The sequence below is a fragment of the Pseudonocardia sulfidoxydans NBRC 16205 genome, assembly GCF_007989085.1.
Taxonomy (GTDB): Bacteria; Actinomycetota; Actinomycetes; order Mycobacteriales; family Pseudonocardiaceae; genus Pseudonocardia; species Pseudonocardia sulfidoxydans.
Genome location: NZ_BJVJ01000031.1, coordinates 1 through 13,913 on the forward strand (window position 1 = coordinate 1; position 13,913 = coordinate 13,913).

The 13,913-nt window shown below is 74.1% G+C and carries 12 protein-coding genes; 3 read left to right on the plus strand and 9 right to left on the minus strand.

Going from position 1 to position 13,913, the window contains the following annotated elements:
• Nucleotides 1-108: 108 nt before the first annotated feature.
• Both PSU4_RS16040 and PSU4_RS16045 read left to right on the plus strand, forming a co-directional pair.
• Complete coding sequence (locus PSU4_RS16040; protein ID WP_147108845.1) at nt 109-753, plus strand: response regulator; 645 nt, start codon at nt 109-111, stop codon at nt 751-753.
• Between the two features lie 127 nt (nt 754-880).
• Nucleotides 881-1,330, plus strand: a complete 450-nt coding sequence (locus PSU4_RS16045; RefSeq protein ID WP_147108848.1) for a CBS domain-containing protein — start codon at nt 881-883, stop codon at nt 1,328-1,330.
• Here the strand turns inward: PSU4_RS16045 and PSU4_RS16050 are convergent.
• The 5 genes from PSU4_RS16050 to PSU4_RS16070 form a co-directional block, all read right to left on the minus strand.
• Nucleotides 1,317-4,136 carry an FAD-binding and (Fe-S)-binding domain-containing protein gene (locus PSU4_RS16050; RefSeq protein ID WP_246115153.1) on the minus strand — a complete coding sequence of 940 codons (2,820 nt, stop codon included), beginning with the start codon at nt 4,134-4,136 and terminating at the stop codon, nt 1,317-1,319. The two genes, PSU4_RS16045 and PSU4_RS16050, sit on opposite strands and share 14 nt — an antisense overlap.
• A gap of 79 nt (nt 4,137-4,215) precedes the next feature.
• Nucleotides 4,216-4,758, minus strand: a complete 543-nt coding sequence (locus PSU4_RS16055; protein ID WP_147108851.1) for a YbhB/YbcL family Raf kinase inhibitor-like protein — start codon at nt 4,756-4,758, stop codon at nt 4,216-4,218.
• 32 nt (nt 4,759-4,790) lie between these two features.
• Nucleotides 4,791-6,359, minus strand: a complete 1,569-nt coding sequence (locus PSU4_RS16060) for a GMC family oxidoreductase (RefSeq protein WP_147108854.1) — start codon at nt 6,357-6,359, stop codon at nt 4,791-4,793.
• Complete coding sequence (locus tag PSU4_RS16065; RefSeq protein WP_147108857.1) at nt 6,356-6,829, minus strand: hypothetical protein; 474 nt, start codon at nt 6,827-6,829, stop codon at nt 6,356-6,358. The genes PSU4_RS16060 and PSU4_RS16065 overlap by 4 nt, the downstream gene beginning before the upstream one ends.
• Before the next feature lie 134 nt (nt 6,830-6,963).
• On the minus strand, nt 6,964-8,466 hold the full coding sequence (locus PSU4_RS16070) for an AAA-type ATPase lid domain-containing protein (protein ID WP_147108860.1): 1,503 nt from the start codon (nt 8,464-8,466) through the stop codon (nt 6,964-6,966).
• Between the two features lie 210 nt (nt 8,467-8,676).
• Here PSU4_RS16070 and PSU4_RS16075 point away from each other — a divergent pair, with 210 nt between their 5' ends.
• The gene (locus tag PSU4_RS16075; protein ID WP_147108863.1) at nt 8,677-9,651 is read left to right on the plus strand and encodes an Acg family FMN-binding oxidoreductase; all 975 of its coding nucleotides are present in this window, start codon (nt 8,677-8,679) and stop codon (nt 9,649-9,651) included.
• A 76-nt stretch (nt 9,652-9,727) separates the two neighbouring features.
• Here PSU4_RS16075 and PSU4_RS16080 read toward each other — a convergent pair whose 3' ends face one another.
• The 4 genes from PSU4_RS16080 to PSU4_RS16095 all read right to left on the minus strand — a co-directional run bounded on the left by PSU4_RS16080 (nt 9,728) and on the right by PSU4_RS16095 (nt 13,849).
• Nucleotides 9,728-10,615, minus strand: coding sequence for a universal stress protein (locus PSU4_RS16080; protein WP_147108866.1), 888 nt, complete (start codon nt 10,613-10,615; stop codon nt 9,728-9,730).
• Nucleotides 10,616-10,742: 127 nt separating this feature from the next.
• Nucleotides 10,743-11,150 carry a pyridoxamine 5'-phosphate oxidase family protein gene (locus tag PSU4_RS16085; protein ID WP_147108869.1) on the minus strand — a complete coding sequence of 136 codons (408 nt, stop codon included), beginning with the start codon at nt 11,148-11,150 and terminating at the stop codon, nt 10,743-10,745.
• Between the two features lie 109 nt (nt 11,151-11,259).
• Complete coding sequence (locus PSU4_RS16090; RefSeq protein ID WP_186816990.1) at nt 11,260-13,011, minus strand: sensor histidine kinase; 1,752 nt, start codon at nt 13,009-13,011, stop codon at nt 11,260-11,262.
• Nucleotides 13,012-13,186: 175 nt separating this feature from the next.
• Entirely contained in the window at nt 13,187-13,849 is a 663-nt protein-coding gene (locus PSU4_RS16095; RefSeq protein ID WP_147108874.1) for a pyridoxamine 5'-phosphate oxidase family protein, read from the minus strand.
• Nucleotides 13,850-13,913 lie beyond the last annotated feature (64 nt).

Here is a 13,913-nt window from a genome sequence, read left to right on the forward strand (position 1 = left end):
CCCCACTTCGCGGGGAGGACCTTGGTCCCGGGCGGAGGGGACCTCGGCACGCACCCCAGGGGCCGGAAGGACCGCTACGGTCGGAGGGCCCGCGGAAAGGGAGGGTCGATGACCATCTCGGTGTTCCTGCTCGACGACCACGAGATCGTCCGACGCGGCATCGCCCAACTCCTCGAAACCGAGACCGACATCGAGATCGTCGGCGAAGCCGCCACCGCGGCACAGGCACTCGCCCGCATCCCGGCGGTCCGCCCCGACGTCGCCATCCTCGACGTCCGGCTACCCGACGGCGAGGGCGTCTCGGTGTGCCGGGACGTGCGATCCTCGACGACCCCTCCCCCGGCATGCCTGATGCTGACGTCGTTCTCCGACGACGAGGCCCTCTTCGGCGCGATCATGGCCGGGGCATCGGGCTACCTGCTCAAACAGGTCGCAGGAACCGACCTGGTCGGGGCCGTCCGCACCCTGGCGGCGGGCGGGTCACTGCTCGACCCGAAAGCGACGTCGCTGGTCCTGGAACGGCTGCGCCACGGCAAGGAGGCCGAGGACCCGCGCTATGCCGGACTGTCGCCCCAGGAGCGGCGCATCCTCGACCTGATCGCCGACGGCATGACCAACCGCCAGATCGGCGCCGAGCTGTACCTGGCCGAGAAGACGGTCAAGAACTACGTGTCGTCGTTGCTGCACAAGCTCGGCTTCTCCCGGCGCACCGAGGCGGCCGTCTACGCCGAGCGCCGCCGCTCCGCCCGGTGAGCCGGGACCTTCGTCCGTCGTCGATCCGTGCCTTCCGGCCGCAGCGCGCGGTACTGCGTGGCGCCCACGATCGGGGCGTGGTCGCCGATGCCCGGTGGCTGCGTCCGGACCGTGGGAGGCCGTCGCCATGACCCTGACCGAGCGACCTGTCCGTCCCGAGGCCGCCGACGACGATCCGGCCGTGCGGTCGGTGATGTCGACGTACCTCGTCGGGATCGTGCCGGGGGCGTCGTTGCGGGTGGCGTTGCGGCTCATGGTCGCCCGGCACGTCCGGCATCTACCGGTGATCGACGGGCCCGCCGACCGGCGGTGCCACCGGCTGGTCGCCGAGGCCGACGTGCTGCGTGGGCTCGTGGCCTCGCACGGCCCGTTCGGGACGGCGCCGCTGCACGTCGAGGACGTGGCGCGGACCGCGGGCGTGGTCGGGCCGGTCGACCGGCTCTCCGACGCCGCGCGGATCATGCACGAGACGGGTGCCGACGCCGTGCTCGTCGAGGACCGCGGTGAGCTCGCCGGGATCGTGACGGTGCGCGACGTCGTGGCCGCGTCGGCGCGCGGGGTCCCTAGGCCCCGCTGAGGTCCGGCACGCCGACGGGCCGGGCCCGTTCGGCGAGAACTTCCAGGACGTGGACGTAGTCGTGGCCGGTGGCGCGGCTCATCCCGAGTTCGCAGGTGCGGTTGCAGGAGGCGTAGGCGTCTGCGTCGACATCTGCGAGCTCGCGGGCCTGTGGGGCGGTCGCGGCGGCGGTCAGTTCGGGGTGGAGCAGCCCGCGGTCGCCGGCGAAGCCGCAGCAGTTCCACGAGTCGGGAACGACGACCTCGGCCGCGACCGTCTCCGCGATCCGCCGCAGGGGGTCGACGATGCCGAGCTGCGTGGCCGAGCAGGTGGGGTGCAACACCATGCGCAGCAATGGTTCTGCCACGGTGAGTCGGGGCAGCAGCCGGTCGGCGGTGAAGGCGACGACGTCGACGACCTCGATCCCGCGGTACTGCTCGGGCCCGCCGGCGATCATGATCGCGAGGCCCTCGGTGCACGACGACGCGTCCGACACGACGGGGATCGTGCCGCCCCGGGTCGCTGTCCACAGTGCGGGCAGGACCGCGGCGGCCATCGCGGCGGCGCCGTCGGGCAGGCCTTTGGACTTCCACGGGGTGCCGCAGCAGAGCTTCGGTAGATCGGAAGGGGCGCCGACGCGGAGGCCGGCGCCGCGGCAGAGCCGCACGAACGCCGCGGCCGCGCCCTCGCCGGTGGGCCCGAACATCGCGCCGGTGCACGACGGGAACAGGACGAGGTCGGCGTCGCCCGCGATCAGCCCGGCCGGTGTGCGCTTCCCACCGCCGGGGAGGTCACGCGTCCACAGTGGAGCCTCGCCGACCCGGCGCATCGCCGCCGACACCGGACCTGCCGCCGCGGGCACGGCCTTCGCGACCGACAGCGCCGCGCCGAGCGTGCGGGTCGTCGCACCCCAGTGCTTCGCCGCGAACGCCCAGCCCCGGCCGGTCGCCTTGCCCGTGCGTTCCGCGCGCAGCCGCCGGACGAGGTCGCCGGTGTTGATCGTGACCGGGCAGGCGGTGGAGCACATGCCGTCGACGGCGCAGGTGTCGACGCCGTCGTAGGCGTAGTCCTCCTCCAGCGCCGCGACGAGCGCGGCGTCGCCCGCGGCCCGGGCGCGTTCGAGCTCGCGGCGCAGCACGATGCGCTGCCGCGGGGTCGTCGTCAGGTCGCGGCTGGGGCACACGGGCTCGCAGAACCCGCACTCCACGCAGCGGTCGACCTCCTCCTCCACGCTCGGGGCCGACTTGAGGTCGCGCAGGTGCGCGGTCGGGTCGTCGTCGAGGACGACGCCGGGTGAGAGCAGTCCCCGCGGGTCGCAGAGCCGCTTGATCTCGATCATGACCTCGTAGAGGTCGTCGCCGTACTGGCGGCGGACGAACGGCGTCATCATCCGGCCGGTGCCGTGTTCGGCCTTGAGCGTGCCGCCGTGGGCGAGGACGAGGTCGACCATGTCGTCGGTGAAGCGCCCGAACCGGTCCCGGCCCGATCCGGCGCCGAGCTCCTCGGTGAGCATGAAGTGGACGTTGCCGTCCTTGGCGTGGCCGAAGATCACCGCGTGGTCGTAGCCGTGCTTGCCGAACAGCCCGATCAGGCCCTCGCATGTGGGCAGCAGGTCGGGGACGGGCACGGCGATGTCCTCGAGCAGCGCCGCGGTGCCCGAGGGCCGCGCGCCCGCGATCTTGGCGTAGAGCCCCTTGCGCAGCTTCCACAGCCCGGCCTTGGCCACCGGGTCGCCGGACAGCTCACGGGGTCCGTGCAGCGGCAGCCGGGCCAGCAGCGGCGCCGCCGCGGCACCGCGTTCGTCGGCCTCCGACGCGGTGTGCCCGCGGTACTCGACGAGCAGCGCGGCGTGCTGGTCGACGGTCAGCGCGCGCAGCCGGGGATCGGCATCGGCGTCGGACTGCCCGACCCGCAGCGAGGTGGCGTCGAGCAGCTCGATCGTCGCCGGTCCTGACGCGACGAGATCGGGCAGCGCGCGGTTGGCGTCGGCCAGGTTCTCGAAGACGAGCAGGCCGGTGCGGGTGTGGGCGAGCACCGGCACCGTGCGCATCGTGATCGAGGAGATGAACGCGAGCGTCCCCTCGGAGCCGACGATCAGGTGGGTGAGCACGTCGACCGGCCGGTCGTGGTCGAGGAAGGAGTTGAGCCCGTAGCCCATGGTGTTCTTGAGCGAGAACAGCGTCTCGATCGTCCGGCGGGCGTCGGCGTCACCGCGCAGGCGGTCGCGCAGCCGGCCGAGCCCGGCCCACAGGTCGGGCTCGCGGGCGCGCAGTTCGTCGTCGGCGTCCGGGCGGCCGGTGTCGAGGACCGTCCCCGACGGCAGCACGAGCTCGAGGGAGTCGAGCAGGGCGTAGCTGTTCGCGACGGTCCCGCACGCCATCCCCGACGAGTTGTTGGCGACGACCCCGCCGAGCGTGCAGGCCACCTCGCTGGCCGGGTCGGGCCCCAGCATCCGGCTGTGCCGGGCGAGCCGGGTGTTGACCGCGCGCACCGTGGCGCCCGGGCCGACCCGCACCCGGGCACCGTCGTCGAGGATCTCGATGTCGCGGAAGTGCCGCCGCGTGTCGACGAGGATCCCGTCGGTCACCGCCTGCCCCGACAGGCTGGTGCCGCCGGAGCGGAACGTCAGCGGGACACCGGTGGCCGCGGCCGCGGTGAACAGCCGCGCGACGTCGGCCGCCGACGCCGCGGTGACCACGGCCTTCGGGGTGCGGGCGAAGTGCGACGCGTCGTGGGCCATGCCCATCCGGTCGATCGCGCGGGCGCGCACCGCGCCCGGGCCGACGGCGGCGGTCAGCGCGCCGGTCAGGGCCGCCTCGGTGTGCACATGCTCTCCCGTGGTGGTGGGTTCACGAGCACTCTGGCACACCCGGGGCGACCCCGACCCGCCGTCTCAACCTGAGACGTCAGCGCTCGTACGTGGCGACGATCGTCGCCCTGGCCAGGGTGTGGGTGAACAGCAGGAACCCGAGGTAGGCGGGCGAGCCCGTCCGCCCGATGCCCAGCGTCGGCACGTCGACGGCGTGCACGACGAAGTAGTAGTGGTGCACACCGTGCCCCTCGGGCGGCGCCGCGCCCAGGTAGCGCCGGATCCCGGCGTCGTTGGGCAGCGCCAGCGCACCCTCGGGGAGCCCGGTGCCGCCGTCGTCGCCGGCCCCGGCGGCCAGCCCCGTGACGTGGGCGGGGATGTCCGCGACGGCCCAGTGCCAGAAGCCGCTGGCGGTCGGGGCGTCGGGGTCGTAGCAGGTGACGGCGAAGCTGCGGGTCGCCGTCGGGAAGTCCCGCCACGCCAGCTGCGGCGAGCGGTCCTCCCCTCCGGCGCCCATGATGCCGCTGACCTGCGGCGCGGCCAGCGGGACGCCGTCGGCCACGTCCGTGCTGGTGAGGGTGAACGAGGCCACGTCGGGCAGGAAGAGATACGGGTCGGGCGGCGCCGAGACGGCGGTCATGAGTCCTCCAGGAAGTCGTCGGTAGGGCCGGGTCAGCGGGCCGTGCTGCGGAACTCGGTGGCGATGTAGTCGGCCTGCCGGATCGCCAGCGCGACGATCGTGAGCGTCGGGTTCGCGGCCGCCCCGGTGGTGAACACGCTGCCGTCGGAGACGAACAGGTTCGGCACGTCGTGGGCGCGGCCGAACCGGTCGACCACACCGTCGCGGGGGCGGGCGCTCATCCGGGCCGTGCCCAGGTTGTGGGTCGACGGGTAGGGCAGCGTCTGGATGGTGCGGGTCGCCCCGACCGACTCGTAGACGGCCGTGCCCTGCTGCCGGCCGTGGCGGCGCATCGCCACGTCGTTGGGGTGGTCGTCGAAGTGGACGTCGGCCACCGGCAGGCCGTTCGCGTCGACGGTGTCCTTGGACAGCGTGATGCGGTTGGTCTCCTGCGGCATGTCCTCGCCGACGATCCACATGCCCGCGGTGTTGAGGTACCCGTCGACGATCTCGGCCAGCGACGTGCCCCAGCTGCCCGGTGCGACGAACTTCGCGAAGAACGCCGGGCCGAGCGAGATCGTCTCCATGTAGTAGCCGCCGACGAAGCCGCGGTCGGTGTCGAGCCGGGACTCGTCCGCGATCACGCCGGCCATCGTCTCGCCGCGGTACATCCGGACCGGCTTGTCGAACTGTCCCCACACCGTCGCGGTGGTGTGGCGCATGTAGTTGCGCCCGACCTGTCCCGACGAGTTCGCCAACCCGTCGGGGAACCGCGCCGACGACGACAGGAGCAGCAGCCGCGCCGTCTCGATCGAGTTGCCCGCCACGCACACGACCGCGGCGCGCTGGCGGCGCATGGTTCCGTTGCGGTCGACGTAGAGCACCCCGGAGGCCCGGCCGTCCGCGTCGTGCAGGATCTGCGCGACGTGGCTGTCGGGGCGCAGGTCGAGGTTGCCCGTGGCCTCGGCCTTGGGCAGCTCCGCGACCAGGGTCGACCACTTCGAGCCGTGCTTGTCGCCCTGGAAGTTGAACCCGTCCTGGATCGACGCCGGCCGACCGTCGAACGGCTCGGCGTTGGTGGCGTACGGACCGGTCGCGTAGTCGCGGTAGCCGACCTTCTCCGCACCGTTCGCGAACACCTTGTAGTTGTTGTTCGCGGGCAGCGGCGGGCGGCCGTGCCGGTGCGTGACGCCCATCTTGAGCTCGGCCCGGTCGTAGTACGGCGCGAGCTCGGACAGGGTGATCGGCCAGTCGAGCAGGGTGGTCCCCTCGAGCGGTCCGTACACCGATCGCGCGGCCAGCTCGTGCGGCTTGAACCGCGGGCACGCGCCGGCCCAGTGCGTCGACGTCCCGCCGACGGCCTTGACGATCCACGCCGGGAGGTTCGGGAAGTCGCGGGCGATCTCCCAGCTGCCCGACGCCGTCCGTGGATCGGTCCACGCCATCTGGGCGAAGGCCTTCCACTCGTCGTTCTCGTAGTCGGGGCCGGTCAGGTGCGGACCGGCCTCCAGCACCACGGTCTTGAACCCGCGTTGGCACAGCTCGTTGGCCAGGGTTCCGCCACCGGCGCCGGAGCCGACCACCACCACCACGTCGGAGTCGTCGTACTCGAACCGGGTCATGCCGGGGCCTCCTCGTTGCTGTCGACGGTGCTGTCGACAGTGCTGTCGATCCAGGACTCGATGCGCGGGTCGGGCAGCCAGTCGAGATCGTTGAAACCGCGGTCGATGTAGCCGCCCTTGTCGTAGGAGGGCCCCTCGTACCCGAGGATCTCCCACACCTCGTGGTCGTCGTAGAGCGCGACGATCGCGACGTCGAGGACCGCGGTGAAGAACGGGGTGTCGGCGATCCCGCGCAGCACGAGCTGCGCGGTCTCGACGTCGAGGTTCGAGAAGCCGACCTCACGCTGGGTGTCGAGGTCGGCCAGCCCCTGCAGCAGCAGTCCGTGCAACCGCGGGTTGCCGGCGGCCGCGTCGACCACCGCGAGCGCGGTCCGCTGGTACGGACCGACCGGGAACCGATCGTGCGGGAACGCCACCCGCAGCAGGTCGACGAGCGTCGTTCGCTCGTGTTCGGACAAGAGGGTACCCACGGATGTCCTGCCTTTCGTCGTGTCGTGATCCCGCCGGGGCGTCCCGGTCGGGGTGGAAAGCGGCCCAGGTGCGGTGCGCCAGGGCCGGTGTCTCAGGTGCGGTGTCTCAGCTGCGGTGTCCCAGCTGCGGCGTCTCAGGGGGCTGCGTCGAACCCGTCCCGGATGCCGTAGACCTCGATGCGGCGGTAGAGGGTGGCCCTGCTGATCCCCAGCCGGACCGCTGCCTCGGTCATCGTGATGCCCGGCTCGGCCAGGCAGCGCACGATCTCGTCACGCTCGACCGTCTCGATCCGCGACAGCGACCTCCGGGGCGCCCCGCTGGTCAGCTCGGCGGGCAGGTGCTCGACGTCGACGACGTCGGTGCGCGCCACGGCGGCCTCGACGACCCCGCGCAGCTGCTCGACGTTGCCGGGCCAGCGGTAGGCCGACAGGCTCCGCTGGGCCGCCGCGGTGAACCGGACCTCGCGGCGGCGCTGCTTCGCCGCGAAGGCCCTGGCCAGCGGGACGACGTCCTCGCGCCGCTCACGCAGCGGCGGCAGCTCCACACAGGTGTCGACGAGCGGGCGCAGCGCCTCGGGCAGCTCGCTCACGCTGCGGGCGGTGAACGCGATCCCCGGCCTGGCGCCGTCGCGGCCCTCGGCCGGCACCGTGCTCCGCAGCCGGCCACCGAGCTTCGTCGCCACCCACGACGGGAGCTCGTCGACCCCGCTCACCACGATGCTCGTGGCGACCTTGCCCAGCTCGGGCTCCCACAGGTCGAGCCACGCGGCCGTGTCCTGCACCGCGGGTGCGCGCGCGACCAGCACCCGGCCGTGCGGGTGGGTCCGCGACAGCGCGTCGGTCAGCAACGACCGCCTGCCGACCCCGTCCTCACCGACGACGGCGACAACGCGGCCCGCCGCCAGCGCCGCTTCGACCTCGACCGACGCCGTGCGCCAGCCCCGCGACCGCGGCGACACCGACGTGCCGGGCGGGCGCAGGAACACCCGGAACACCTGCCCGTGCGACGCCGCGCGCGGCTCCCGGCCACGATGGCGGGCCAGCATCATCGCCGCCGTGCTGCTCGCGGCGCTCTGGGCCAGCGCCAGCAGCAGCTTGTCCGACTGCTGCGCCCACGTCGTCAGGTTGATCGTGCCGGCCAGCTCCCCCGACACCGGGTCGAGGACAGGCGCCGCGGCGCACGTGTAGCCCCACAGCTCGCTGCAGAAGTGCTGGTCGGCGCGCACCAGGGCGGGGGCGCGGTCGGCCAGCGCGAGGCCCAGCCCCGTCGTGCCCGCCTCCCGCTCGCCGTAGTCGAACCCCGGCGCGAGGTACACCGCGTCGAGCGCCGAGAGCAGCGACCGCTCCCGGCACACCCGGTTGAGCACGACCCCGTCGCCGTCGGTCAGCATCAGGCTGATCGGCTCGTTGGCCAGCGTCGCCTGCAGTCCCTCGATGACGTCGAGACCGCAGCGGAAGAACAGCGACTCCTCGTCGACCGCGCCGCTGAACACCGGCGCGACCTCGTCGAGTGACGCGCCGAACTCGGTGCTCCGCCGCCACGAGGCGGCGAGCCGGTCGGACACCGTCGACCCGGCGACAGCCGTCACCGGCCGTCCGATCTGCTCCCGTGTCGAGAGCGGAGCTGACCCGTTCATCCCTTCGTCACCTCCGAGGCATCGGTGCGCTCATCAGCTCACTGACTGTGACACACGCAACCGGGTTGTCGCACCGGGCGGGCGTCTCAGCCTGAGACAAGATCGACTTCGGTATCCGGGCGGGCCGTTGGTCCCAGGACCTGCGGCCCTCGGCCTCTCCCGCGACGCCCCCGCGCGCGCGACGCTCGACACCGGAGAGAGGAGCCGACGATGACGGCCACGAGCAGCGGTATCGACGTCCACACCCTGGAGGAGGCGGTCCGGCGCGCGACCCGCGCCCCGTCGATCCACAACACCCAGCCCTGGCGGTGGCGGGTGGAACCGGGCCGGATCGAACTGCACGCCGACGCCGACCGTCGCCTCGTCGCGACCGACCCCGACGGCCGCGACCTGCTGGTCAGCTGCGGTGCGGCGCTGGAGTACCTGCGCGTGGCCCTCGCCGGAGTCGGGGCGGGGAGCACGACGCAGCGCTTCCCCGATCCCGAACAGCGCGACCACCTCGCGACGGTCACGGTCGTCGACGGGCACACGATGCTCGACGACGAGAACCTCTACGCCCAGCTCGACCGCCGCCGGTCCGACCGCAGGCCCTACGACGCCGGCGCGCCCGCGCAGCTCGTCCGGGCGCTGGCCCGGCGGGCGCGCGCCCTCGGCGCCGACCTCGTCGCCGTCGAGGGGCAGGCCCGTGACCGGCTGATCCGCGCCCTCGACGACGCCGCCACCGGCCAGCCGCACCGGCCCGGCTACCTCGCCGAGCTGCTGGCCTGGACCCACCGCTACGCCGGCGCCCGCGACGGTGTGCCCGCCACGGCCGTCCCCAAGGCCGGTCCCGGCGGCGACGCCCGGCACCTGCAGCGGTTCCCGACGGGCAGCCTGCCCCACCGCACGGCGCTCGGGCCGGACGCGGGGACGCTCTGCGTCGTCACCACCGCCGGCGACGACCGGTTGGACCGGCTGCGCGCGGGCGAAGCCGTCGCCGCGGTGCTGCTCGCGGCCACCGCGGCCGGTTACGCCACCTGCCCGCTCAGCCAGGCCCTGGAGCTGACGACGACCCGCACCCGTGTGCAGGCGGCCGCCGGGGCCATCGGCTACCCGCAGCTGCTGCTCCGCATCGGGCGGCCCGCCGAGAACTGCGGCCCGGTCCCGGAGACACCCCGTCGCGCGGTGTCGCACCTGCTGTTCTGAAGGCACCCGTTCTGCAGGAACGGCACTTCCCGCCACCGGCCGGCGGTGGTGCCGTTCCCGCACGCCGTCGGGGCGCTCAACCGGTTCCGCGCACCACCGCGACCGGGCACGGCGCGTGGTGGAGCAGGCCCTGGCTCACCGAGCCCACCAGCAGACCCCGCGCCGGGCCGTAGCCACGCGAGCCCACGACGACCAGCGCCGCACCCTCGGCCGCAGCGACCAGTGCCCGGACCGCGCCGTCGCGCACGACCAACTCCCGGACCTCGACGTCCGGGTGTTTCGCCGTCCACGGCGCCACGGCGTCGACGAGCACACGCTGCTGCTGCACCGCCATGGCGTCCCAGTCGGCGTAGGCGCCCAGCAGGGGGTCGATGCCCGGGTCGATCCAGGCGTGCACGGCGACGAGCGGGACCCCGCGGCGCGACGCCTCCTCGAACGCGAACCCGACGGCCGCCTCCCCGCCCACCGACTCGCCCACACCGACGACGACCGGGGCGCCACGCCCCACCGCACGCCCGTCGCCACGGACGACGACCACCGGGCAGCGCGCGTGCGCCGCGACCGACACCCCCGCCGACCCGACCAGCAGGCCGGTGAACCCACCGTTGCCCCGGTTCCCGACGACGAGCAGCGCCGCCCCGTCCGCCTCGTCCATCAGCACCGTCGACACCGCCCCGCTGCGCACGCGGACGTCGACGTCCACGTCGGGGGCGGCGGCGATCGCGGCCGCGGCGGCGTCGTCGACCGTGTCGCGGGCGGCGCTCAGCAGTGCGTCGCGGGCCACGTCGGCCTCGGGCTCGGGGATCGCGCGCGTCGCGTGGCCGTCCCAGCCGACGACCGTGACCACCCGCAGGCCCACGCCGCGCCGCCGGGCCTCGCCGGCCGCCCAGCGCGCCGCCGCCAGCGCCGGACCCGATCCGTCGACGCCCACGACGACGGCGCCGTTCGCGGAGACGATGTTCATGGTTCCTCCTGTCCGGTCCACCCGGTCACCACCGACGATCGCCGTCGCGACGTCGACGCCGCCGCGGTTCTCCGGCCCGCGTCCGCAGGCCGTGCGACCCGTGCAGAAGGGTCCGAGGTCCCGGCGCTCAGCCGTGGCGGGCGTGCAGCCCCGTCAGCCGTGCCGGGCGCAGGGCGAGCGCCGTGGCCGACGGGCCGCCGGTCCAGGGCCCGTGCAACCGGGGGCGCAGCCGCAGGGCCTCGGCCGGGGCCAGCGCGAACGTCTCCCCCACGGCCAGCACCGTCCACGCGCGGGCGGACGCCTCGTCGAACCCGTCGGTCTCGAAGGCCGCGACCGCGTTGCCGACGATCGCGCGCGCGACGGCCGCGTCGTCGACGGCGAACACGATCCGCCCGCGGTCCCACGCGTAGCCGACGGGCCTGCTCTCCGGCAGCGCCCGGCGGGTGAACACGATCCGCCCGACGTGCCCCGTCGCCAGCAACGCGCGGCAGTCGACGGCGTCGATGTCGGCGAGGTACGGGGTCGGCGTGCTCATCCCGCCAGCGTCACCGCCCGGGCCGCCCGCGCGCAGGGCCGAAGGTCCGCATCCGCACCGGCGAGGGTCCCGTCCTCAAGTGATCCCCGTCGTCAGGTGATCCCCGCCGTCAGGTGATCCCCGCCGTCCAGGTCAGTCTGCTACCGCCGCCCGGCCCGGGCGCGAGCGCGAACGTGCCGCCGCGGCGCTCGGCCCGGCGTTGCAGGTTGGCCAGCCCGCTGCGCCGCCCGCCCTCGCCCGGGCCGCGGCCGTCGTCGGCGACGACGAGCTCGACGAGCCCGGCCCCCGGGTCGACGACCAGGTCGACCTCGACGTGCGCCGCCGCGGCGTGCTTGGCCACGTTGGTGAGTGCCTCGCGCAGCACCGCGACGAGGTCGTCGACGAGCTCGTCGTCGCCGGAGAGCGTGTCGGCGGGGCCGGTGAACCGCAGCGCCGGGCCGAAGCCGAGCACCTCGGCGGCCTCGTCGACGACCCGCAGGACCGACACCCGCAGGCCGTGGGCGTCGTCGGGCTGCTGCAGCGCGAAGATCGTGGTGCGGATCCGGGCGATGGTGTCATCCAGGTCGCCGACGACACCGCGCAGCCGCTCGGCCTGCGCGTCGGCCTGCGGATCGCCGCCGAGGCGCGCGGCGACGGCCTGCAACGACAGGCCCGCCCCGAACAGCCGCTGGATGACGTGGTCGTGCAGGTCGGCGGCGATGCGTTCGCGCTCGTCGAGCATCCGCAGCCGTTCCCGCTCGGTCCTGCCCTCCGCCAGCTCGAGGGCGACAGCGGCCTGGTTGGCGAACCCGGCGACGAGCTGCAGGTCGTCGTCGCGGAACACCGGCCCGCCCCGCCCGCGCACGACCGTCAGCACCCCCTCGGTGCGCGACGGGCCCACCAGCGGGACCACGAGCATCGGGCCCGCGTCGAAGCGGCCCGCGGTGAGCGCCGGACCGAGGCCGGGCAGTTCGTCGGGGCCGATGAGCCGCAGCGCCGTCGCCGATGTGAACACCTCGCCGGTCACCGAGCCCCGCATCGGGTACGCCCGGAACCGCAGCTCGTCGACGACGTCGCCGAGACCGGGCGCGGCGTCGACGATGTCGACGCGCAGCGTGTCCGGGCGGTCCGCGTCGGGCCGCACCAGCACGGCGACGTCGGCGCCCGCCAGCTCCCGGCTCCGCTCGACGATCAGCCGCAGCGGCCCGGCGCCTGGCGCGTCGAGCATCTCGCGGGTGACGGCCGCCGTCGCCGCCATCCACTCGCCGCGGACCGTCACCGCCCGGAACAGCCGGGCGTTGTCGATCGCGACGGCCGCCGTCGCCGCCAGCGCCCGGGCCAGCTCCTCGTCCTCGGCACTGAACTCCCCGCGCTCGCTCTCGGTCAGGTAGAGGTTGCCGAACACCTCCTCACGGATGCGGATCGGCACCCCCAGGAAGCTCTCCATCACCGGATGGCCGGGCGGGAAGCCAGACGACCGCGGGTCGTCGGCGACGTGGCGCAACCGGATCGGCGCGCCCCCGGTGATCACCGTGCCCAGCAGCCCCCGACCCGCGGGCAGGTCGCCGATGCGCGCCACGGTCTCGTCGTCGAGTCCGGTGTGGACGAACTCGGCCAGCCCGCCGGCATCGGCCAGCACCCCGAGCGCGGCGTAGCGGGCGCCGAGCAGGGTCCGCGCCGACTCGACGATGCGGCGCAGCACGACCGGCAGCTCCAGGTCCCCGACGATCGCCTGGCTGGCCTGCAGCAACCCGCGCAGCCTGCCCTGGGCGGCCATGACCTCACCCGCCCGGTCGACCAGCTGGCCCAGCAGCTGGTCGAGCTCCAGGCGCGGCAGGTCCGGGAAGGTCAGCGCCGGCTCGGCGTCCTCGTCCGGGGACATGCCCGCCGACGCTACCGAGCACCACGTCCTCGCAGCCATGCCGTCCGGCGCCTGCGGGACCCTGGTCCCGGGCCGGTCGTGACCTCCGGTGCCGCCCGAGGGGCAACCCCGAGTTCGACGAGGGACTGGTTCGATCTTGGTCGGAACCAATCTCATGTCGAGCTCGGCGTTGGCGTCACGAGCGGTTCGCGACGTATCCCGGGACCGCGACACCTGCTTCCAGCTGCGGGCAGGGCTGCGGCTCGCCCCAGGTCGTCACCACGGGGAGCACGCCCGCCCAGCACTGCGCGGTGGCGACGTCGTCGTCCTCGTCGCCGGGTGGGCCCGACCGCACCTTGACGCTCGCCTCCGTCGTGTCGAGGGCGAGCAGCAGCGTGGCGGCGAGCTCCTTGCGCGTCGGTTCGCGGACGTGGCCCCACGATCCCGGCGCCATGTGCTCGGCCAGCGCCCGCAGCCCGGCGAGCTTCTCCGTCCCGTCGTCGACCCGGCGGGCGAGGCCGTGGACCACCGCGCAGCGGTAGTTGACGGAATGACTGAACGCCGAGCGCGCATAGACGATCCCGTCGACGAGGGTGACCGTCACGCACACCGGCGTCGCCTCGGCGGCACGCAGGCTGGTGGCCGCCGAGGAGCCGTGCAGGTAGAGGACGTCGCCGATCCGGCCGTAGCCGGTGGGCAGGACGAGCGGCGCTCCGTCGACCGTGACACCGAGATGGCACACGAGCCCCGCGTCCAGCACGGCATGGAGGTCGCGCCGATCGGTCCGCGCCCGGTCCGGGTACCGACCCAGCCGCGTCCGCGCCGTCGACGACAACGGAGTCGAATCGATTCGCGTCATGACGTCGTAGCGTGCCCCCTCGCCACCTCGAACGGAAGAGCTGGGCGCAGCCAAGAGCGGTTGA

What these genes read in the sequence shown, in the direction of transcription:
- PSU4_RS16075 (WP_147108863.1), top strand. Translation starts at nt 8,677, where the DNA reads ATGACGGCCACGAGCAGCGGTATCGACGTCCACACCCTGGAGGAGGCG.
- PSU4_RS16090 (WP_186816990.1), bottom strand. Translation starts at nt 13,011, where the DNA reads ATGTCCCCGGACGAGGACGCCGAGCCGGCGCTGACCTTCCCGGACCTG.
- PSU4_RS16060 (WP_147108854.1), bottom strand. Translation starts at nt 6,359, where the DNA reads ATGACCCGGTTCGAGTACGACGACTCCGACGTGGTGGTGGTGGTCGGC.
- PSU4_RS16095 (WP_147108874.1), bottom strand. Translation starts at nt 13,849, where the DNA reads ATGACGCGAATCGATTCGACTCCGTTGTCGTCGACGGCGCGGACGCGG.
- PSU4_RS16080 (WP_147108866.1), bottom strand. Translation starts at nt 10,615, where the DNA reads ATGAACATCGTCTCCGCGAACGGCGCCGTCGTCGTGGGCGTCGACGGA.
- PSU4_RS16070 (WP_147108860.1), bottom strand. Translation starts at nt 8,466, where the DNA reads ATGAACGGGTCAGCTCCGCTCTCGACACGGGAGCAGATCGGACGGCCG.
- PSU4_RS16045 (WP_147108848.1), top strand. Translation starts at nt 881, where the DNA reads ATGACCCTGACCGAGCGACCTGTCCGTCCCGAGGCCGCCGACGACGAT.
- PSU4_RS16055 (WP_147108851.1), bottom strand. Translation starts at nt 4,758, where the DNA reads ATGACCGCCGTCTCGGCGCCGCCCGACCCGTATCTCTTCCTGCCCGAC.
- PSU4_RS16040 (WP_147108845.1), top strand. Translation starts at nt 109, where the DNA reads ATGACCATCTCGGTGTTCCTGCTCGACGACCACGAGATCGTCCGACGC.
- PSU4_RS16085 (WP_147108869.1), bottom strand. Translation starts at nt 11,150, where the DNA reads ATGAGCACGCCGACCCCGTACCTCGCCGACATCGACGCCGTCGACTGC.